Below are 21,556 nucleotides of genomic sequence, written 5' to 3' on the forward strand. Positions count from 1 at the left end.
AAAAAAGAATTATTTTAGAGGAATTTCACACACTTGTGTAGAAATATATAGTATAGCAGTTATAAAGGAGGAGTTTACATGTTAAACTTTAACATTCGCGGTGAAAATATTGAGGTAACTCCAGCTATTCGAGAGTATGTTGAAAACAAAATCGAAAAAGTTGAACGTTATTTTAACGAAGATGTTAACGCCAATGCTAACGTAAATTTAAAGGTTTATAATGACAAGCAAACTAAAGTGGAAGTTACAATTCCAATGAAGAACTTAACTCTTCGTGCAGAAGAGCGTCATAATGATATGTATGCTGCGGTTGACTTAATCGTTGATAAATTAGAACGTCAAATCCGTAAGCATAAAACAAAGGTAAACCGTAAATTCCGTGAGCGCGAAGGTACAGGCCTTTATTTTGCTACTTCTCAAGCAGCCGCTGATGCAGTTACAGAGGAAGATGAATACTCAATTGTTCGTACAAAGCAATTTGATTTAAAACCGATGGATCAAGAAGAAGCTGTCTTACAAATGAATATGCTAGGGCATGATTTCTATATCTTCACAGATGCAGAATCAAACGGCACAAATATTGTCTACAAACGCAAAGACGGTAAATATGGCTTAATTGAAACAACTTAAACTTTAATATGTACAAGGGCTCTCGCCAAAGCGGGAGCCTTTTTTATCTTCATTCAGTAGGAATTCTTACCTCAATTTTCACCGAACGCCTACTAAATGAAGATAAGCCTCTGGCAGATATCACGGATTTTGAATTGTGCTAGCACAATTCAGAATCCGGACGCAATCACGCCAAGGCGTAATTGATATGATTTCCTTTCATGCTAAGGACTCTGTTTGCATGAAACTGTTACACAATGGTAAAATGAAAGTTGAGACTATATAGGAAGTGAAAAAATTCATGGCAAACCTATTAAATAAATTATTTGATTTCAATAAACGTGAACTAAAAAAATTAGAGAAAATCGCTGACCAGGTTGAGGGATTCGCTTCTCAAATGGAACAGCTTTCAGATGATCAATTACAAGCGAAAACAGAAGAGTTTAAAAAACGCTATGCCGACGGAGAGCATTTAGACTCGATCCGTGCGGAAGCTTTTGCCGTTTGTCGAGAAGGGTCAAAGCGTGTACTAGAGATGTACCCATTCCGTGTACAAATTATGGGTGCTGCTTCACTAGATGAAGGTAATATTGCGGAAATGAAAACCGGTGAAGGTAAAACGTTAACGGCTACGATGGCTGTTTACCTAAATGCTATTACTGGTAAAGGCGTACATGTTGTGACAGTCAACGAATATTTAGCGAGTCGTGATGCTGAAGAAATGGGGCATTTATATAATTTCTTAGGCTTAACGGTTGGTTTAAACTTGAACAGCCTGTCAAAAGAAGAGAAACGTGCAGCCTATGAAGCTGATATTACGTATAGTACAAACAATGAGCTTGGCTTTGACTATTTACGTGATAATATGGTGCTTTATAAAGAAGAACGTGTACAACGTCCGCTACATTTTGCGGTAATCGATGAGGTTGACTCGATTTTAATTGATGAAGCGCGTACGCCATTAATTATTTCGGGTCAGGCTGGGAAATCAGCGCAGCTTTATAAACAGTCTAATGCGTTTGTTCGTATGTTAAGTGCGGAAACAGATTACACATATGAAGAATCTACAAAAGGTGTTACGTTAACAGATGCTGGTGTTGAAAAAGCAGAGAAAGCATTTGGCATTGATAACCTGTTTGATTTAACACATGTGCGTTTAAACCATGCGATTAACCAGTCGTTAAAGGCACATGTAAGTATGCATAATGATGTTGATTATGTTGTACAAGAGGGCGAAATCATTATTGTTGACGGCTTTACAGGTCGTTTAATGAAAGGTCGTCGTTACTCAGATGGACTGCATCAGGCAATTGAAGCTAAAGAGGGCGTAGAGATTCAAAATGAATCGATGACGATGGCGACAATTACGTTCCAAAACTACTTCCGTATGTATCTAAAGCTTTCGGGTATGACAGGTACTGCGAAAACAGAGGAAGAGGAATTCCGTAATATTTATAATATGAGTGTTGTGGCGATTCCTACGAATAAGCCGATTGCTCGTGATGACCGTCCGGACTTAATTTTTGCTTCGATGGAAGGGAAATATAAAGCAGTGGCGGCAGATATTGCAGAGCGCCATAGAGCTGGACAACCAGTTCTTGTCGGTACTGTTGCTATTGAAACATCTGAAATTATTTCGAATTTATTGGATAAACATAAAATCCCACATAACGTATTAAACGCGAAAAACCATGAGCGTGAAGCAGAAATTATTGCGAATGCTGGTACGCAGGGTGCAGTAACAATTGCTACGAACATGGCTGGTCGTGGTACGGACATTAAACCTGGAGAAGGTGTAATGGAGCTTGGCGGTTTAGCGGTAATTGGTACGGAGCGTCATGAATCTCGTCGTATCGATAATCAGCTACGTGGTCGTTCTGGTCGTCAAGGGAACCCGGGGATTACTCAATTCTATCTGTCACTAGAAGATGAATTAATGCGTCGTTTTGGCTCCGATAATATGAAGAACATGATGATGAAATTAGGGATGGATGATTCACAGCCACTACAATCTAAAGTTGTTTCAAGAGCAGTAGAATCAGCTCAAAAACGCGTTGAAGGTAATAACTTCGATGCTCGTAAACGTCTATTACAATATGATGATGTGTTACGTCAGCAACGTGAGATTATTTATAAAGAGCGTTACGACGTATTAGAAACAGAAAATATGCGTGTGCTTGTTGAGTCTATGATTCAAGAAACGATCGACAACGTTGTCGCATTGTATACGCAAGGTGAGCAAAAAGATTGGCATTTAAAAGCAATTGATGACTATGTTGCAGCAAACCTATTAGATGAAGGCGATTTGAAGGTGGAAGATTTCCAAGGTAAATCCGCAGAAGAGATTAACCAACTAATTTCTAACGCTGTCCAAACGCGTTATGATGAAAAAGAAGAACAGCTTACGCCAGAGCGTATGCGTGAATTTGAAAAGGTTATCTTATTACGTTCAATTGATACGAAGTGGATTGATCATATCGATGCTATGGATCAGCTACGTCAAGGTATCCATCTTCGTGCATATGGTCAAAATGACCCGCTTCGTGAATATCAACAAGAGGGCTTTGCTATGTTTGAGGATATGGTCGCTTCCATTCGCGAAGATGTAGCAAAATATGCGATGAAGGCAGAAATCCATAATAATTTAGAGCGTGAGGAAGTTGCAAAAGGTCAAGCTGTTAATCCGAAAGAGGATGGCGGCTCAGCTCCGAAAAAGCAACCTGCTCGTAAGGCAGAAAATGTCGGGCGTAATGATTCATGTCCATGCGGAAGCGGTAAGAAATTTAAAAACTGCCATGGTGCAGCTCAATAATTTTTCGAAAAAGATCATTTTAACTTTATGTTAGAATGGTCTTTTTTCTATGTTTTAGGATGTTTTCACGATACTCATTCTGCTAGCTAAGACCATAGAAAATGTGCGAACAATCGTTAGTTAGTAAGTAGGAGGTTTTTCAATAAAGTTTAAATGAAATGAAATAACGGAAAATTCAGAAAAAGATATATAATACTACAACAATAGGTAAATAGTTCAATAAAAAGGGTAATGTTTATAACTTTTTTCTGATTTATTATAAAGATGAATAGTTGGAAAGTTTCGTTGATTTGAACCTGATTTTTGAATAAAGGGGGTGATTCATGAGTGGATATAAAAAATCCTCGAGAAATGATGTCATGGCCAGACCTTCCCGAGGAATTACATTGGATAAATACTATTTTAAGGAGGATTGACATGCATAATGATGACATTATGAGTAGTAAAACGATGCTGTATATACCGGAGTATGATGCCCATGGTAACTTGTGTACACGTGTAATAGAAAGGGATTACGAATATATATCAAAATTAGCGCCGACAAAATTAATGGATTATAATCTACGTTATTTTGGTTCTAGCTTAAGAGGGGCTTTCGATGGCTCGAGAATGATACTTGGAAAGTTGAATAAAAATCCAATTGTTGTTCATGAACAAAGTAATATTGTATGGTTTCCAAGTATGTCTTATTTACGACAGGAATGTATATGGTTTGCTGTTCATCATATTCAGGACTATCTAGCTGTCGATAAAAAGAATACAAAAGTAATTTTTATGAACGGCTATGAAACTAATGTGGACTTAAGTGTTAGAGCATTTGAAACCAGAATTCAAAGAGCTTATTTATTAAAATATAAACTGGAAAAACGAACAAAGAATTTATTAGTTCAATATGATCAAGGTAAAGTATTCCAACGTATAGCGAACGATGTTATCTTTGAGGATGAAGCTGAAAAAGACTGAAACGAATCCTCTGTATTGTAAAAAAGTATGTTTTCCGCCGTAAAAACGTTATAATAAAGAGATCGGGGCTTTAAAAATGAAGTATCAGTATTTTAAAATCATTTTATTTGCTGATTTTTAAACTTCTATCATACAAGTTTGCCCCCTTAATAATGTTCGGAGGATTTAACAATGATTGAATTAGCAGATGTACGTAACGCGTTAGACACTTCAGCCAAAAAATTGGCGGATTTTAGGGGGTCTCTTTGACTTAGAAAACAAAGAGGCACGCATTCAAGAATTAGATGAAATGATGCTTGAGCCAGCTTTCTGGGATGATCAGCAAGGGGCACAGGTAATCATTAATGAGAGCAATGGCTTAAAGGCAACAGTTAATGAGTATAAAGATTTATTGGAAACGTATGAGAACCTAGATATGACGCTAGAGCTATTGCGCGAAGAGCCTGATGAAGAATTGCAGGAGGAGCTAGGCAATGAATTAGAAGAATTCCAGCAAAAAATGGGCGATTTTGAGCTGCAATTACTATTAAGCGGTCCATACGATCAAAATAATGCGATTTTAGAGCTGCATCCAGGAGCAGGTGGTACGGAATCTCAGGATTGGGGCTCAATGCTGCTTCGTATGTACACACGCTGGGCGGAAAAACGTGGCTTTAAAGTCGAAACAGTTGATTATCTTCCAGGCGATGAAGCAGGGATTAAATCTGTAACATTGTCCATTAAGGGTCATAATGCTTATGGCTATTTGCAAGCAGAAAAAGGTGTCCATCGTTTAGTACGTATTTCACCGTTTGACTCTTCTGGTCGTCGTCATACATCGTTCGTTTCTTGTGATGTTATGCCTGAATTCGATGACAATATTGAAATTGATATTCGTACAGAGGATTTAAAAATTGATACGTATCGTGCAACAGGTGCAGGTGGTCAGCACATTAATACAACAGATTCAGCTGTTCGTATTACGCACATTCCAACTGGTACTGTCGTACAATGTCAGGCAGAACGTTCACAGATTAAAAACCGTGAAAAAGCAATGACGATGTTAAAAGGGAAACTCTATCAATTAGAGATCGAAAAGCAGCAGGCACAGCTAGATGAAATCCGTGGTGAACAGAAGGAAATCGGCTGGGGCTCACAAATTCGTTCATATGTATTCCATCCATATTCAATGGTGAAGGATCATCGTACAAATGAAGAAACAGGTAATGTAGGAGCAGTGATGGATGGCGATGTAGATCCATTCATTAATGCATATTTACGTTCAAAAATCGGGTAATGAAAGCCCCTCAAAGGCACAATGAAACTGTGCTTTTGAGGGGTTTTTTAGTTTGATAGACCATTCAAATTAAAAAGGTGGATGATACGGAGTGTCTTGGCTAATCTCCTTACGTTCATTCATGTAATGTTTATAAAGCATCGATGCATTGACAAATTGCTTGCTAATCGAAGCATATTGAATAGGTAGCTCAATCTGTTTATCATTTTTCAGTGTAACGATACAACCCATTTTACTCGGTACAATATTCGAAATGGCGTGAAGTCCAATCCAAATATTGTGGATAGAGTTAGGAGAAAACGTTGGTAGGAAAATACAAGGATAACCATAATCATAAGCAACAACGATTGGAAGCTTATGTTGATTGCCGAAAAAGCGTTTGGCGGAATGTCTTGCTGCTTCATAGGTTGTTCCAAGTGAGATACAAGATTTTCGTAATATATGCATTGGTTTCCGTGTGACGATCAGCTCATTATGCTTATCAATTACCCTTGTGAAAATTTTAGAGTCATACTGCATTGGCTGAAGTAAATAGGTGTTGAAAGACATTAAATATCCATTGATGTAGTTTGATGACATCTATGTAAACCTCCTTTTTCTATTTGTTACTGAAGTGTAGAACACAAATTTAAATTCTGAAAATATAGATAAAAAGAGAAAACCGTTGATATATCAAGCGATTGTATAGAGAAATTGCTTGAAATTGCACGAGATTAATAGTAAATCGAAGTGATTTTCAGTTCTTAAGCATTGCATTTTAATTTCAATTTTTTTATAATTTAGAAAAGGATCGAGGTGAGATCGTTGGATAAATATTATTCGTATACAGATTTTCTGAAAGCCGTTGGTCAGTATAAGAAAGTTGATGAGGCAGAGAAATTATTAAACGAGATTTATTTAGATTTATTTTTAAATCATATCCAGCGTATGCATCGTGAAGAGCAGCTCATGGTTCTGATAGATAGAGCACTCGATGAAAAAGATGAAAAGGCATTTCATCTATACGCAGCCGAACTAGTAATTTTACACCAAGATGCAAGTGAATAATATGACGAGCCCGCTCTCCGCTTATTGGAGAGCGGGCTTTTTTTGCTATTTTCGTTCTAGCTGATCAGATTTACTGGCAACCCGAGCAGATAAACGTTCCATCTGATCAGATCTACCGTCAACCCGAGCAGATAAACGTTCCATCTGATCAGATCTACCGTCAACCCGAGCAGATATTCATTCCAGCTGATCAGATTTACTGTCAACCCGAGCAGATATTCGTTCCATCTGATCAGATCTACCGTCAACCCGAGCAGATATTCATTCCAGCTGATCAGATTTACTGTCAACCCGAGCAGATATCCGTTCCATCTGATCAGATCTACCTGCAACCCGAGCGGATATTCATTCCATCTGATCAGATTTACTGGCAACCGAGATCCCCTCTAAGTTAGGGCATTTACATTTACCCATCTCGATTAGCTAACATTTGGAAAGGGTAATCTATTTATAGATAGGTTGTAATTAGTACATACGTTCTATCGCGATCACCTTAAATATAGCATACGGAAAAATTTTTACAAACATTCGTTCGTTAAATGTTCGAAATTTTAATAATGCTATGCTAAAATATATGTATCAAATTGGTAGGAAAGGACGGGGACATGTGTGCAAACATTTGATTTACAAGCGCCATATACGCCTAATGGAGATCAGCCACAGGCAATTGCGGAATTAGTGGAGGGTGTCCGTGCAGGTAAACGTCATCAAACGTTGCTCGGTGCAACAGGAACAGGAAAAACGTTTACGATTTCTAATGTCATTAAACAGGTAAAAAAACCGACGCTTATTATGGCACACAATAAAACATTAGCGGGTCAATTATATAGTGAATTTAAAGAGTTCTTCCCTAATAATGCAGTTGAATACTTTGTCAGCTACTATGATTACTTTCAGCCAGAGGCCTATGTACCGCAGACGGATACTTATATCGAGAAGGATTCAAGCATTAATGATGAAATTGATAAGTTGCGTCACTCTGCAACATCTTCATTATTCGAGCGTGATGATGTCATTATTATTGCATCCGTGTCCTGTATTTATGGTCTAGGTTCTCCAGAAGAATATCGTGAAATGGTCGTATCGGTGCGGACTGGAATGGAAATTGAACGTAATCAGCTGCTTCGGAAATTGGTCGATGTACAGTATGAGCGTAATGATGTGAGTTTTACACGTGGTACGTTTCGGGTACGTGGCGATGTAGTGGAAATATTCCCTGCATCCCGAGACGAACAATGTATCCGCGTGGAATTTTTTGGGGACGAGATCGATCGAATTCGCGAGGTGGATGCGTTAACTGGTGAAATATTAGCGGATCGTGATCATGTAGCTATTTTCCCAGCATCCCACTTCGTTACGCGAGAAGAAAAAATGCGAAAAGCCATTGAAAATATTGAAAAAGAGTTGGAGGAGCGTCTAGCTCTTTTACGTGCAGAGGATAGATTATTGGAGGCACAGCGTTTAGAGCAACGTACTCGTTATGATTTAGAAATGATGGGTGAAATGGGCTTTTGCTCAGGTATCGAAAACTACTCGCGTCATTTAACGTTGCGTGAAGCGGGGGCAACACCATATACGCTACTTGACTATTTCCCTGATGATTTTTTACTTGTTGTCGATGAAAGTCACGTTACTTTGCCACAAGTACGAGGGATGTATAACGGTGACCAAGCACGTAAAGGTGTGCTAGTTGAGCATGGCTTCCGTCTGCCATCAGCACTAGATAACCGCCCTTTACGTTTTGAAGAATATGAGAAACATATACATCAAGCTATTTATGTATCGGCAACACCTGGCCCGTATGAGCTTGAGCATACTCCGGAAATGGTGCAGCAAATTATTCGTCCAACTGGGCTGCTTGATCCACAAATTGAGGTACGTCCTATTGAAGGGCAAATTGATGATTTAATCGATGAGATTCAAGGTCGTATTGCTCGTGATGAACGAGTGCTTGTTACAACATTGACGAAAAAAATGTCAGAGGATTTATCTGCTTATTTGAAAGAAATGGGCTTAAAGGTGGAGTACTTGCATTCAGAGATTAAGACGCTAGAGCGAATTGAAATTATTCGCGAGCTGCGAAAAGGTACTTACGATGTTTTAATCGGCATTAACTTATTGCGAGAAGGGCTAGATATTCCTGAGGTTTCCCTTGTGGCGATTTTAGATGCTGACAAGGAAGGATTTTTACGTTCAGAGCGTTCATTAATTCAAACGATTGGACGTGCCGCGCGTAATGCCAATGGTCATGTCATTATGTACGCAGATAATATGACGGATTCGATGAAAAAGGCGATTGAGGAAACGAAGCGTCGTCGAACACTGCAAATGGCGTATAACGAAGAGCATGGCATAACACCGAAAACGATCGTTAAGAAAATTCCTGATGTTATTCGTGCGACACAGGTGGCAGAGGAAGAAGAATCCTATGTAACGAAGGCAACAAAAGGTAAGAAGCTGACGAAGGCGGAAAGAGATCAGTTACTTGCTACTTTAGAAGTAGAAATGAAGGAAGCGGCAAAAGCACTCGATTTCGAACGTGCTGCTGAGCTGCGCGATACAATATTTGAATTGAAGTTAGAAGGGTGAATGGCTTGTGAAAAATACTGAAATAGTCGTGCAGGGCGCACGAGCACATAATTTAAAAAATATTAATGTCACAATTCCACGTGATCAACTAGTCGTGCTAACAGGTTTATCAGGCTCAGGGAAATCATCATTAGCTTTCGATACGATTTATGCCGAGGGGCAACGTCGTTATGTAGAATCCCTTTCAGCCTATGCCCGTCAATTCCTTGGTCAAATGGATAAACCAGATGTTGATGCAATAGAGGGATTATCTCCTGCTATTTCAATCGATCAAAAAACGACGAGCCGTAACCCACGTTCTACAGTTGGGACAGTAACGGAAATCTATGATTATTTACGTTTGCTATTTGCGCGCATCGGGAAGCCTATTTGTCCGAATCATGGTATTGAAATTACGTCCCAAACGATTGAGCAAATGGTCGATCGTTTATTAACTTTTCCAGAAAGAACGAAAATGCAGTTGCTTGCTCCGATGGTATCAGGGCGTAAAGGAACGCACGTAAAGCTACTGGAAGATTTAAAAAAGCAAGGCTTTGTTCGGGTACGTATTGACGGTGATCTACGAGATTTAGATGATGCGATTGAACTTGATAAAAACAAAAAGCATTCAATCGAAGTAGTCATCGATCGTGTTGTGATGAAGGAAGGTGTCGCAGCACGTCTTAGTGATTCCTTAGAGACAGCATTACGTTTGGCAGACGGGCGCGTACTTGTTGATGTGATGGAGCATGAGGAATTATTATTTAGTGAGCATCATGCTTGTCCATTATGTGGATTTTCAATAGGTGAGCTAGAGCCTCGCATGTTTTCATTTAATAGTCCGTTTGGAGCTTGTCCGAGCTGTGATGGTTTAGGCTCGACACAAGAGGTAGATCTTGATTTAGTGGTGCCTGATTGGGATCGTAGTCTATTAGAGCATGCTATAGCACCGTGGGAACCAACAAGTTCTCAATATTACCCACAATTATTAAAGGCTGTGTGCGATCATTATGATATCCCAATGGACGTTCCAGTAAAGGATCTTCCGAAAGAAAAGATGGATAAAGTATTATATGGTTCTGGTAAAGATAAAATCCATTTCCATTATGAAAATGAGTTTGGCAATGTGCGAGATCAAATGATTGAATTCGAAGGTGTTGTCCGTAATGTTGAACGACGTTTTAAGGAGACAACGTCTGATTATGTGCGTGAACAAATGGAAAAATATATGGCGCAGCAAGCATGTCCATCTTGTAAAGGCTATCGTTTAAAGCCTGAAACATTAGCTGTAAAACTAGCAGATAAACATATTGGTGAAGTTACACAGTATTCAATTCAGGAAGCTGATACATTTTTCAAAGAACTGGATTTATCAGAAAAGGATATGAAAATTGCTCGACTTGTTTTACGTGAAATTGAAGAACGACTGGGCTTCCTTGTCAATGTAGGGTTAGATTATTTAACGTTAAGTCGAGCAGCAGGGACGCTTTCAGGGGGAGAAGCTCAACGAATTCGCCTTGCGACACAAATCGGCTCGCGTTTAACGGGCGTTCTCTATATTTTAGACGAGCCATCAATCGGCTTGCATCAACGTGATAATGACCGTCTTATTAGTACACTGCAAAATATGCGTGATATAGGCAATACGCTAATTGTTGTCGAACACGATGAAGATACAATGCTGGCGGCTGATTACCTCATTGATGTTGGTCCTGGTGCAGGTGTGCATGGCGGTCAAATTGTAGCGGCAGGAACACCGCAGGAAGTAATGGAAAATGAAAAGTCATTAACGGGGCAATATTTAAGTGGCAAAAAGTTTATTCCATTGCCAATTGAGCGACGCAAACCGAATGGACGCAAATTATCGATTAAAGGTGCCAAGGAAAATAACCTTCGAAACGTGAAAGTTGATATACCACTTGGCTTATTCGTTGCCGTAACAGGGGTTTCTGGTTCAGGTAAATCGACGCTTATTAATGAAATTTTATATAAATCATTGGCTCAAAAGCTTAATCGTTCGAAAGTGAAGCCAGGAGAACATAAAGAAGTAACGGGGATGGAAGAGCTCGAAAAGGTTATTGATATTGACCAATCACCAATCGGTCGTACACCTCGCTCTAACCCTGCTACGTATACAGGCGTTTTCGATGATATTCGAGATGTTTTTGCAACAACAAATGAAGCAAAGGTACGTGGCTATAAAAAAGGTCGCTTTAGCTTCAACGTTAAGGGAGGCCGCTGTGAGGCTTGTCGTGGTGACGGTATAATAAAAATTGAAATGCATTTCCTACCAGATGTTTACGTGCCGTGTGAAGTCTGCCATGGAAAGCGTTATAACCGTGAAACGCTTGAAGTGAAATATAAAGATAAGAGCATTGCAGATATTTTAGATATGACTATTGAAAATGCAGTAGTATTCTTCGAAAATATTCCGAAAATCCAACGTAAGCTACAAACGATCGTGGATGTAGGATTAGGCTATATGAAATTAGGACAACCTGCTACAACTCTATCCGGTGGTGAGGCACAGCGTGTAAAATTAGCCTCTGAATTACACCGTCGTTCAACAGGTAAATCATTCTATATTTTAGATGAGCCGACAACTGGCTTACATGCGCATGATATTGCACGTTTACTCGTTGTTTTACAGCGTCTTGTAGAAAATGGCGATTCTGTGCTAGTCATCGAACATAATTTAGATGTCATCAAAACAGCAGACTACATTATCGATTTAGGGCCTGAAGGCGGAGACAAAGGTGGTACTATTGTGGCGACAGGTACACCGGAAGAAGTCGCTGAAGTAAGTGGCTCTTATACCGGGAAATATTTAAAACCGATATTAACAAGAGATCGTATGCGTATGGAAGCTGTTTTAACAAAGGCTTCTCAATAACTATAAAAAGTTCGCAAACTCCTTAATAGGGATTTGCGAACTTTTTTTACGTGCGTCCGGCAGGCGGATGTCGATAAAAATCGGAAGTTGGGTGATAAAACGTGAAAGTTAGTCGATAAACTTCAAAAGTTGGGTGACATTATGTTAAAACGGATGTCATGTGGATAAGTTGATAGTAGTGGAGGTTGGGTGACCGGAACGGAAATCAACCCCACACTATTGGTAATAAGCCTAAAAAAGATATATACCCATTATTTTCATTTATGGTGAAACTTTTCACAAAATGAATCGTATAAATAATATAACGAACTGAGGGAGGCTATTTTTATTATGCAAAATGAACGTCAACGAATTTTAGAACTTGTGGAAAAAGGAACAATTTCAGCGCAAGAGGCGATTACATTATTAGAAGCATTAGAGCAACCTAGCAAGTCCACTCAAAATGTTATGAATGATGTGGTGAATGAGGACCAGTATTCCTCAACAGAAAAAGAGCCAGTATTTAAAGATGACAGTCAAAACGATCAACAATCGCAAAAAGATGAAGATTTCTCTAAAAATTTCCAAGAAGAAATGCGAGATTTCCGTAAAGATTTAACACAAATTGGTTCACTCTTTATGGATATGATGAATACGGCAGTAAAAAAGGTCAAAGAATTTGATGTCACTTCTCCATTTGGTGATAAATTCGAGTTTACACATACGGAAGAGGTTTCAGCAGAACGTGTAGACAAAATAATTGCTGAATTACCGAATGGCAATTTTTCATTGGAAACTGCTGAAGGAGATAGCTTCCAAGTTATTTGCAAGGTAAAGGCACCTCTTGTTAATGATAGTGAAGAAGAAACGCGCGCTAACTTCCTAGAGCAATTCGTTGTCAAGGAAGATGGAGATTCACTACGAATTTTAAGTCAACTTAAGCTTGTTCAAGTAAATGTTAAAGTACTTGTTCCAAAGGATAAATTAGAAAAATTATCAGTACGTTTAATGAACGGTAGTGTTACTTTACAAGATACGGATATCGAGCGATTAAAAGTAAAAACATTAAACGGTGCGATTAAAGGCTCTAAGTTTAACTTTGGAAAGGCAGAAGTAGATTCGTCTAATGGTTCCATTGAATTAACAAATGTTCGTGGTAAAGATTTAGAGGCTGAAACATTGAATGGCCGTGTCTATTTAGATGGCGCATTGGATGAAGTTGAAGCAAAATCGGTTAATGGACATGTTGTTGTCACAACTTGCTCTACTAATTCATCGAAAATCAAAGCACAAACAGTCGCGGGAGCTGTTGAATTGTATGTGCCACGTACAATATCGTTAAGCGGTAAAATTGTTACGAATTTTGGTAAAGTAGATGTCGGTATTCAAGACGCTTCAAAAATTGAATCACAGGATCAATTTTTATCAAAAGTAGTACGTTTTGATAAAGAAATAGAAAATGCTAATCGTTTATTTATCGAAGGTGAGTCTAAAACAGGTGCAGTATTAGTACGCTATACAACAACTGACGAGCAGCAAATTTAACAAATATAAAGCATTCAGGCTATGCAAAACAACATAGCTTGAATGCTTTTTTTTATGCTTGAAGACTCTAGAAAGCAGAAATCGACTTTCCTCAATTGGGCTCGATTTTTGTTTTCTTGTATGTCAAGTTTATGATATTTTTATGGCAATCAAATAACGAAATAACAAGAACTACCACGTAATGAAATGAAACTGTAATAATAAAGGGAGAAATAGAGTGCTATAATAGAGAACGAAATACCTCTTACATGGTAAGAGATTTAGGTGGTTTAAATATGATAGAAATGAAGAATGTGACAAAGAAGTACTCAAATGGCGTTGTTGCGACAAATGGGATTTCCGTTAACATAAAGCAAGGTGAATTTGTCTATGTTGTAGGTCCAAGTGGTGCAGGTAAATCTACATTTATTAAATTAATGTACCGTGAGGAAAAAGCTACTTCTGGAGATATCACTGTTAATGGCATAAATTTAGCAGAATTAAAAAATAAAAAGGTACCTTTTTTACGCCGTCAAATCGGTGTCGTTTTCCAAGACTTCAAACTGCTACCTCGTTTGAATGTTTATGAAAATGTAGCGTTTGCACTAGAAGTAATCGAGGAAGACCCAATAGAAATTCGCCGTCGGGTAATGGAAGTTTTAGAGCTCGTGGGGCTGAAGCAAAAGGCAAGAATGTTCCCTAATGAGCTTTCAGGTGGAGAACAGCAGCGTGTTTCGATTGCACGTTCTATTGTGAATGTGCCGAAGGTCGTTATTGCGGATGAACCTACTGGGAATCTAGACCCTGAGACATCTTGGGACATTATGAATTTATTCGAAGAAATTAATGCAAGAGGTACAACTATAGTAATGGCAACCCATAACCGTGAAATCGTAAATACGATTCGTCGTCGAGTAATTGCAATTGAAGGCGGAATGATTGTCCGTGATGAGCACGGAGGTGACTACGGCTATGAAATTTAATACGGTAAAACGTCACTTCCGAGAAAGTTTTAAGTCTCTTGGCCGTAATAGCTGGATGACTATTGCCTCAGTGAGTGCAGTAACAGTTACATTAATATTAGTAGGCGTATTCGCGCTTATTATGATGAATTTAAATAAAGTAGCATCTGATTTAGAGAACGATGTTGAAATTAAAGTGTTAATCGATGAAACAGCAGATAAAGCTGCTGAAAAAGCGCTCATGGAAAAAATAAAGAAATTACCAGATGTCGCAGAGATGAACTATTCGACAAAGGAAAATGAATTAACGAAATTAGTAAAAGATTTTGGGGACGATTTTAAACTATTCGAGCAAAGTAATCCATTACGTAATGTTATTTATGTGAAGGCTTCAGATCCTCAAAAAACAGCTACTGTTGCTAAAAAAATTGATAAATTTGAGTATACATATGACGTTATGTATGGTGAAGGCAAAGTAGAAAAACTATTTAATTTCTTAAATATTAGCCGCAACGTAGGGATAGTGCTTATTTGTGGATTATTATTTACAGCAATTTTCTTAATTTCTAATACGATTCGAATTACTATTATTGCACGTCGTGATGAAATAGAAATTATGAAACTTGTCGGAGCAACGAATTCTTTCGTGCGTATCCCATTTTTATTAGAAGGAATGTGGCTCGGAATTTTAGGTTCTATTATTCCGATTGCGGTCATCGCAACCCTTTACCACAATGTATATAAAATTATTGCGCCTCGATTAAAAGGCGAACTTGTTCAAGTACTGGATTTCTCACCTCTTGTGTACCAAGTAAGCGGTCTACTATTACTCATCGGTGTACTAATTGGTATTTGGGGAAGTTTCATGTCAGTACGTAAGTTTTTAAAAATCTAGCTTTCGTTAGGCTTCGCACTAAGTTGTGTTAGCAGGAATGACAATCAACCAAAATTAATAGTCGAAAAGGAGTTCAACCGGTGAAAAGTATGGCGAAAAACTCATTGAAAACACTTGCTGCAGCATCTGCACTATTTCTTTTTATCCAAACTCCATCAGCGTATGCAACTAGTTTATCGGATTTAAAAGATGAAAAAAAACAAATTGAATCAAAAAAAGATGGCTTAAATTCATCCATCAATAATAAAACAAATGCTATTTCTGAAAATGATAACAAGCAAGAAAAATTATTAGATCAAATTAAAACATTAAATGCTGAAATCGACAAAACTAACGGTACTATCAAAAATGTATGGGCAGATATTCAATCTACAAATGAAGAGATAAAAACTTTAGAAGATTCTATTGCGGAGCTTCTGCACAAAATTGAAGAGCGTGATTTATTGTTAGAGGATCGTGCTCGTGCCATTCAGGCGGGTGGTTCCGTTAGCTATTTAGACGTACTACTTAGTTCTAATAGCTTCGTAGATTTTATCGACCGATTCTCTGCGGTCAATGCATTACTTGAAGCGGATCGACAAATTATCCAGGATCAAAAAGAGGATAAGCAAAAATTAGAGGAACAAAAGCAAGTCTTAGAAGGAAAACGCCAAAAACTCGAAGATAAAAAAGCTGAGCTTGATCGTTTGAAAGCATCATTGGATGGACAGAAAGCTGAGAAAAATAAAGTAATTGATCAATTAGAAAAAGAACAAGAAAAGCTGAAGTCAGAAAAGGTATTGCTTGAAAAAGAATATTCTGAGGCTCTTGAGATTAGCGCGGAATTACAACAAAAAATCATTGATGAGCAAAATCGATTAGCTGAAGTTGCTCGTCAACAAGAAGCGAAACGTAAGGCAGCAGCCGCAGCCGCAGCCAAGGCCAATGCATCTAATTCGAGCAATAGTGGTGGTGGATCTGGATCATCAACAGTCAATGCCCCACAATCGAATGGTACTTGGGTTAAACCAACAAATGGTCGTTTAACATCAACTTATGGCTGGCGTGAATTTGGCGGTTCAGAGTTCCATTATGGAATCGATCTTGCAAATAGTATAGGTACTCCAGTATGGGCTGCTGCTGACGGTGTTGTTTCCTATGCTGCGCCACTTAGCACATATGGTAATTGTGTCATCGTTACACATTCTATCAACGGTCAAATTTACACGACAGTGTATGCACACTTAAATTCCTTTAACGTTAGTGTTGGCACAGAAGTATCCCAAGGTCAACAAATTGCTGCCATGGGTAATACAGGACGTGTAACAGGACCGCACTTGCACTTTGAAGTGCACATCGGCCCTTGGCGAGGACAAGCAGTCGGAAGTGACAATCCACTAAAATATATTCCAATTTAAAAACTTAAAAAGCTATACATTAGGATTCTTCTAATGTATAGCTTTTTTTAATTTCCATTAAGTTTCTATTAAATCAAGATGAAAGCGAATGTTTGAAAAGACTAGTTAAGATTGCATAGTGTCATAAACTGAGAAGAATTGGCAGGTAGTTAGCACGAAACGTTGGGGGATCTTCGCGTGTGTGCTTAGAAATAATAAAGAAGGATAGAAACGGCAAAGTGATGGATAAAACCATCAAAACTGTGGATAGAACCTGCGGAATGATGGATAGAACCATCATAACTGTGGATAGAACCATCAAAAAGATGGATAGAACTATCGAAACTGCGGATAGAATAGGCGAAGTGATGGATAAAACGTAAATAACGTTTTTGGAAAGCGATATAATATGCTCATCTCAATTTTTGACGTTAAAAATATATTCATCTGTAGAACCTGAGCTTTTTTAGCAGATGCATTATTTGGAAGCCTCTTTCCTAGTGTGTCATCATTTTATGTAATATATTTGTAGTATGAATACCTAAATGGGTACTTCAATAGAATTTTTCATAAAGAGTCTATTCTTTGCATGTTTCAGGGAGATTTTTTGAACACAGTGTGAAATGACAGTTCATATAAAGATAGTATGCTATGCTGTAGCTATCTGGAGGATTTATTAGATGAATAATACAGAATGGTTTTCTATTCGGGCACTAACATTACCAGCAACAAATGTCGCTCTTCTTGCGGCCTTTTTCATTGTATGGCTAGTTTTACGGGTGCAATTTCCGAAGAAATGGGCGGGGGTATATGGTGACGCGATCTTTACCTTTATTATCGTTTGGAAATTTAGCATAATTGTCACTGATCTTAAAGCTGTTATCGCTCAACCATTTGCGCTCCTTTATTTTAATGGTGGGACAATTGGTGTCTTTTTAGGAGTAATGGCAGCATCATTACAGCTTTGGTGGAAGCGGCAACAATTTCAGTTTGACGCAACTGGAGTGGCTGCCTGTAGTTGGGCAATCATTTTAACGCAATCGATATATCAATGGCTTGTAGTGTTACTAAATGATAATCAACTCACTAGCGAAGTGATAACTTTACTTGTACTAAGTATACTAACAGTCCTCATATTATGGAAAATAACAGCTATCAATCGTGCTTTATTTTTATATACGATTGGTTTTATGATTGTTGCTCTCTTTCAGCCGTATGGTTTATGGCAACCGGCTGTAGGTGTGAGCGTCATATTACTAATATTAGGTATAGTGATTCAGCGTTTTGCTGGCACATCTAAATGATATGGTTCAAAAATGAAGTACTGAATTATTGGGAGGTAAGGAATGAAAAAAAATATTGGGCTACTTATCGTCGTGTTATTAGTAGCTGTGATGATTGGTACATATGTTAAACAGCAGATTGATAAGGATCGTGAAATTGAAACAACTTCTCTTGGAAAAGAAATGGATGAACGAAAAATTGGTTTAAGCAATGGAGATACGCCACCGGATTTTACTTTAACAAGTTTAGATGGTAAAAACGTGACTTTGAGTGAGCTTCGTGGAAAAAAAGTTGTGTTAAACTTTTGGGCAACATGGTGTCCACCGTGTAAGGCAGAAATGCCACATATGCAAAATTATTATGAACAATATGCTAAAAAAGATAATGTAGAAATAATAGCTGTCAATTTAACAACTCAAGAACGGGATGTTACAGCTGACGCAAAAGTAGACTCTGTGATGACATTTAGAGATAGCTTTGATTTAACATTCCCTATTTTACTTGATCAAGACCCGAAAAACTCAATCGGCATTGCCTATCAAATAATAACGATTCCTACAACCTATTTTATTGATTCAAATGGATATATTCAACGTGCTATTAAAGGGCCAATGAATGCAGAAATGTTAAAAAAATATGTAGATGCATTAGATTAATCAAATCAAAGAATCTGCTCGTTTTCTTGAAGAAACGAAGCAGATTTTTTATTTGTTTATAAAGCGTCCACGATTCGTGATGGAAACCCGCGGTAGGGATAAATACCCGCGACTGATGAGAGAATACCCGCGGTAGGAAGATAAATACCTGCGATTGATGAGAGAATACCTGCGCTAGAAATCAAATACTCCCGATACGCAATAGAATACTCTTGAAACAAAAATCATAGTATTCAACAAATTATTTTGAAGTTTAATCTTGTATGTTTGAAAAATAAACTTCATACAGTAGAAGAGACGGAGGAGGGAAGGTTTGCGCAAAATAATGGCTGGTGTCGGCGTACTTGCTAGTAGTCTATTGCTAGGTAGTGGAGTTTATTTTGACTGGTTTAATTTAGGGGATAAAAAGGAGCCGGTCGTTGCAGAGGTTGATTCGATTAATGAAGCGTTGAATTTAATTGAGGAAAAATCTGTATACAGTACGAAAAAAGATGCATTGGTGGAGGGAGCACTTCGTGGTATGGCAGATGCTATAAAGGACCCTTACAGCACATATTATTCGAAGGAAGAGGCGGAACAGCACCGACAAATGTTAGCCGAAGAAAGAGTAGGCATTGGGATTGAGCTATCTGAAAATAACGGAAAATTTATTGTTGTATCTCCAGTTCGTTCATCCCCGGCAGATAAGGCAGGAATGCGCTCTCTCGATGAAATTGTACAAGTTGATGGCGTTCGGGTAGATGGAAAAACGATGAGTGAATTAATGCATTTAATTCAAGGGGAGAAGGGGACGAAAGTAACTATTGTCGTCTATCGTCCAAGTGAAGATAAACATATTAAAATGACGATGGAACGAGCTGCAATTTCTAATAAAACAGTAACGAGCGAAGTAGTGAACGTAGAAAATGCTCCGATAGGTTATGTGGAAATCTCACTTTTTGGTGAGAAAACGGCAAATGAGTGGGTTGCCGAAACGAGTAAATTGCTTCGACAAGATATAAAAGGGTTAGTAATTGATGTGCGGGATAATCCGGGTGGTTATTTACATAGCGTCGCAGCGCTACTGAGCACAGTATTGGAGAAAGGCAAAGTGTTTGCTTATATGCAAAATGCTGAAGGTGCTATGGAACCATTAAAAACGGAATCAAAAAGCTTTGATGAAAAGTATTTACAGACCATGTACAAGATGCCGATAGTTGTTTTACAGAATGCGGGCAGTGCATCTGCTAGTGAAGTACTTAGTGGCGCATTAAAAAGCTGGGGACGTGCCTCCCTTGTTGGTGTCAAGAGTTTCGGAAAGGGAACAGTACAGGAGTCTTGGTCGCTGAAAAATGGTGGAGAGCTTAAATTGTCCACAAATAAATGGCTGACACCAAAGCGCGAATGGATTCATGGGCAAGGTATTGAGGCTAATTTAGTGGTTGAACCAAATGAATTATTTGCTTTCCAAATGCACCCGCTATCAGGGAAATTTAAAGAGGGCGATATGAGTGAAGAAATTGCTTATACGCAAAATGCTTTGAAAAAGCTAGGTTTTAAAATTGCTCGTTTAGACGGTTACTTGGATGAATCGACGGAGGAGGCTGTTAAGCTTTATCGGGAGGATAAGAAATTGAAAAAAGCAGAAGATAATTATAATATAGACACTACCTTCTTTAATAGCTTAAACGAAACGTTGAAAAAATATAAAGAGGACCGTCAAAATGATTTACAGTTCCAAATGGCGACAAGCTTTTTATTGCACAATATTGAAGGAGAATAAAAAAGGATTTTTTTGTTGATATTTTGATTTTGTATTCCCGTATATAGCTGACTGTAGCGGAGGGCTATTGTGCTTCTGTCGCAGAGTGAAGCTTTTCACAGAAAGTGAGTAGCCCGTTGTAGCTATATAATTGATATTAGCCTTGATATAGGAACATATCTAAAGAGCATGTTTTGAAAAAATGGATCAAAGCATGCTCTTATTTAATTTTAAAACCCTTGTTCACTAAAGCCCTCATTAGCTTAATAAGGAAATGTAAAAATGATTTTCTTATGACTCTTATAGGGGTGGTAATATCGTGTTTGCAGCATTCGATTGAGTCGGAATTTGAATCCAAATGTCATTAGAGCTTAATCCTTATTCTTTATCGCAAAATTCATATGCTTCTTTAAGATACATCTTTTCTTTTTCCACAATTCAATTGGTTTCTAATAAACAATGTACTTCCCATTTAATCACTTTAATAAGTAGAAATCTTTTTATTATATTCCCCTTATTGAACTAAACTGAATTTTAGATAACAATAAAACATTAAATTCACTTAGATTGTGAGTCTAATATTAAATTGTTTTCTTAATCATATTAAATAGGTAGTTTCTCAATGAAATGAAAAACTATCGATTTTTTTAGAAAAAGTGTTGACCTTTTTGAATTAAGAGTGTATTATTATGTAAGTCGTTAAGACGTCTACTGAAAAACGAATAACTTAAAGACAATTAGTTATTGACATCTAGCAAACGACATGATATTATATAAGAGTTGCTGTTGAGAAACGGCAACAAAATGAACCTTGAAAACTGAACAAGCAAAACGTAATCAATATAGTTTTTAGTAGCTAACCTTGAGTTGGTGAATGAAACAAAATTTTGGACATCAAACATGATGCCAGCAAAACAATTTGAGCTAATCAAATTTCTTTTTATGGAGAGTTTGATCCTGGCTCAGGACGA

General features: G+C 37.9%; 17 protein-coding genes. 15 read left to right on the plus strand and 2 right to left on the minus strand.

Annotated features, from left to right (window positions below):
• Window positions 1-78 precede the first annotated feature (78 nt).
• The 4 genes from hpf to prfB all read left to right on the plus strand — a co-directional run bounded on the left by hpf (window position 79) and on the right by prfB (window position 5,660).
• On the plus strand, window positions 79-630 hold the full coding sequence (hpf, locus tag ACIQ7T_RS19045) for a ribosome hibernation-promoting factor, HPF/YfiA family (RefSeq protein ID WP_370078315.1): 552 nt from the start codon (window positions 79-81) through the stop codon (window positions 628-630).
• A 280-nt stretch (window positions 631-910) separates the two neighbouring features.
• A complete protein-coding gene (gene secA, locus ACIQ7T_RS19050) occupies window positions 911-3,421 on the plus strand; it encodes a preprotein translocase subunit SecA (RefSeq protein ID WP_370078313.1) in 2,511 nt (836 codons plus the stop codon).
• A gap of 417 nt (window positions 3,422-3,838) precedes the next feature.
• The gene (locus ACIQ7T_RS19055; protein WP_402872583.1) at window positions 3,839-4,384 is read left to right on the plus strand and encodes a competence protein ComK; all 546 of its coding nucleotides are present in this window, start codon (window positions 3,839-3,841) and stop codon (window positions 4,382-4,384) included.
• A 171-nt stretch (window positions 4,385-4,555) separates the two neighbouring features.
• A protein-coding gene (gene prfB / locus ACIQ7T_RS19060; protein WP_402872585.1) for a peptide chain release factor 2 occupies window positions 4,556-5,660 on the plus strand; the annotation gives its coding sequence in 2 pieces (ribosomal slippage) (window positions 4,556-4,630 and window positions 4,632-5,660; 1,104 coding nt in all).
• 69 nt (window positions 5,661-5,729) lie between these two features.
• Here prfB and ACIQ7T_RS19065 read toward each other — a convergent pair.
• Window positions 5,730-6,239 (minus strand): competence protein ComK, encoded by a 510-nt coding sequence (locus tag ACIQ7T_RS19065; RefSeq protein WP_370078307.1) that lies wholly within the window; start codon window positions 6,237-6,239, stop codon window positions 5,730-5,732.
• A 225-nt stretch (window positions 6,240-6,464) separates the two neighbouring features.
• Here ACIQ7T_RS19065 and ACIQ7T_RS19070 point away from each other — a divergent pair, with 225 nt between their 5' ends.
• On the plus strand, window positions 6,465-6,707 hold the full coding sequence (locus ACIQ7T_RS19070; RefSeq protein ID WP_402872609.1) for an IDEAL domain-containing protein: 243 nt from the start codon (window positions 6,465-6,467) through the stop codon (window positions 6,705-6,707).
• 56 nt (window positions 6,708-6,763) lie between these two features.
• On the opposite strand, the gene ACIQ7T_RS19075 is transcribed toward ACIQ7T_RS19070, so the two are convergent.
• Window positions 6,764-7,081, minus strand: a complete 318-nt coding sequence (locus ACIQ7T_RS19075) for a hypothetical protein (RefSeq protein WP_402872588.1) — start codon at window positions 7,079-7,081, stop codon at window positions 6,764-6,766.
• Window positions 7,082-7,316: 235 nt separating this feature from the next.
• Between ACIQ7T_RS19075 and uvrB the strand changes: the two genes are divergently transcribed.
• The 10 genes from uvrB to ACIQ7T_RS19125 all read left to right on the plus strand — a co-directional run bounded on the left by uvrB (window position 7,317) and on the right by ACIQ7T_RS19125 (window position 20,606).
• Window positions 7,317-9,296 carry an excinuclease ABC subunit UvrB gene (gene uvrB, locus ACIQ7T_RS19080; protein WP_402872591.1) on the plus strand — a complete coding sequence of 660 codons (1,980 nt, stop codon included), beginning with the start codon at window positions 7,317-7,319 and terminating at the stop codon, window positions 9,294-9,296.
• Window positions 9,297-9,303: 7 nt separating this feature from the next.
• The gene (uvrA, locus tag ACIQ7T_RS19085) at window positions 9,304-12,168 is read left to right on the plus strand and encodes an excinuclease ABC subunit UvrA (RefSeq protein ID WP_402872594.1); all 2,865 of its coding nucleotides are present in this window, start codon (window positions 9,304-9,306) and stop codon (window positions 12,166-12,168) included.
• 330 nt (window positions 12,169-12,498) lie between these two features.
• Window positions 12,499-13,692, plus strand: a complete 1,194-nt coding sequence (locus ACIQ7T_RS19090) for a DUF4097 family beta strand repeat-containing protein (protein ID WP_402872597.1) — start codon at window positions 12,499-12,501, stop codon at window positions 13,690-13,692.
• A 275-nt stretch (window positions 13,693-13,967) separates the two neighbouring features.
• Window positions 13,968-14,654: a cell division ATP-binding protein FtsE gene (gene ftsE / locus ACIQ7T_RS19095; RefSeq protein WP_402872600.1), complete on the plus strand. Its 687-nt coding sequence runs from the start codon at window positions 13,968-13,970 to the stop codon at window positions 14,652-14,654.
• A complete protein-coding gene (gene ftsX / locus ACIQ7T_RS19100) occupies window positions 14,644-15,528 on the plus strand; it encodes a permease-like cell division protein FtsX (protein ID WP_370078295.1) in 885 nt (294 codons plus the stop codon). The genes ftsE and ftsX overlap by 11 nt, the downstream gene beginning before the upstream one ends.
• Window positions 15,529-15,608: 80 nt before the next feature.
• Complete coding sequence (locus ACIQ7T_RS19105; protein ID WP_370078293.1) at window positions 15,609-16,925, plus strand: murein hydrolase activator EnvC family protein; 1,317 nt, start codon at window positions 15,609-15,611, stop codon at window positions 16,923-16,925.
• Between the two features lie 179 nt (window positions 16,926-17,104).
• Window positions 17,105-17,287: a hypothetical protein gene (locus ACIQ7T_RS19110; protein ID WP_370078291.1), complete on the plus strand. Its 183-nt coding sequence runs from the start codon at window positions 17,105-17,107 to the stop codon at window positions 17,285-17,287.
• Between the two features lie 297 nt (window positions 17,288-17,584).
• On the plus strand, window positions 17,585-18,208 hold the full coding sequence (locus tag ACIQ7T_RS19115; RefSeq protein ID WP_370078289.1) for a hypothetical protein: 624 nt from the start codon (window positions 17,585-17,587) through the stop codon (window positions 18,206-18,208).
• Between the two features lie 42 nt (window positions 18,209-18,250).
• On the plus strand, window positions 18,251-18,844 hold the full coding sequence (locus ACIQ7T_RS19120; RefSeq protein WP_370078287.1) for a redoxin domain-containing protein: 594 nt from the start codon (window positions 18,251-18,253) through the stop codon (window positions 18,842-18,844).
• A gap of 313 nt (window positions 18,845-19,157) precedes the next feature.
• Window positions 19,158-20,606 (plus strand): S41 family peptidase, encoded by a 1,449-nt coding sequence (locus ACIQ7T_RS19125; protein WP_370078285.1) that lies wholly within the window; start codon window positions 19,158-19,160, stop codon window positions 20,604-20,606.
• Window positions 20,607-21,556: the final 950 nt, after the last annotated feature.

It is taken from the genome of Lysinibacillus sp. NPDC096212 (assembly GCF_044763105.1).
Lineage (GTDB): Bacteria > Bacillota > Bacilli > Bacillales_A > Planococcaceae > Lysinibacillus.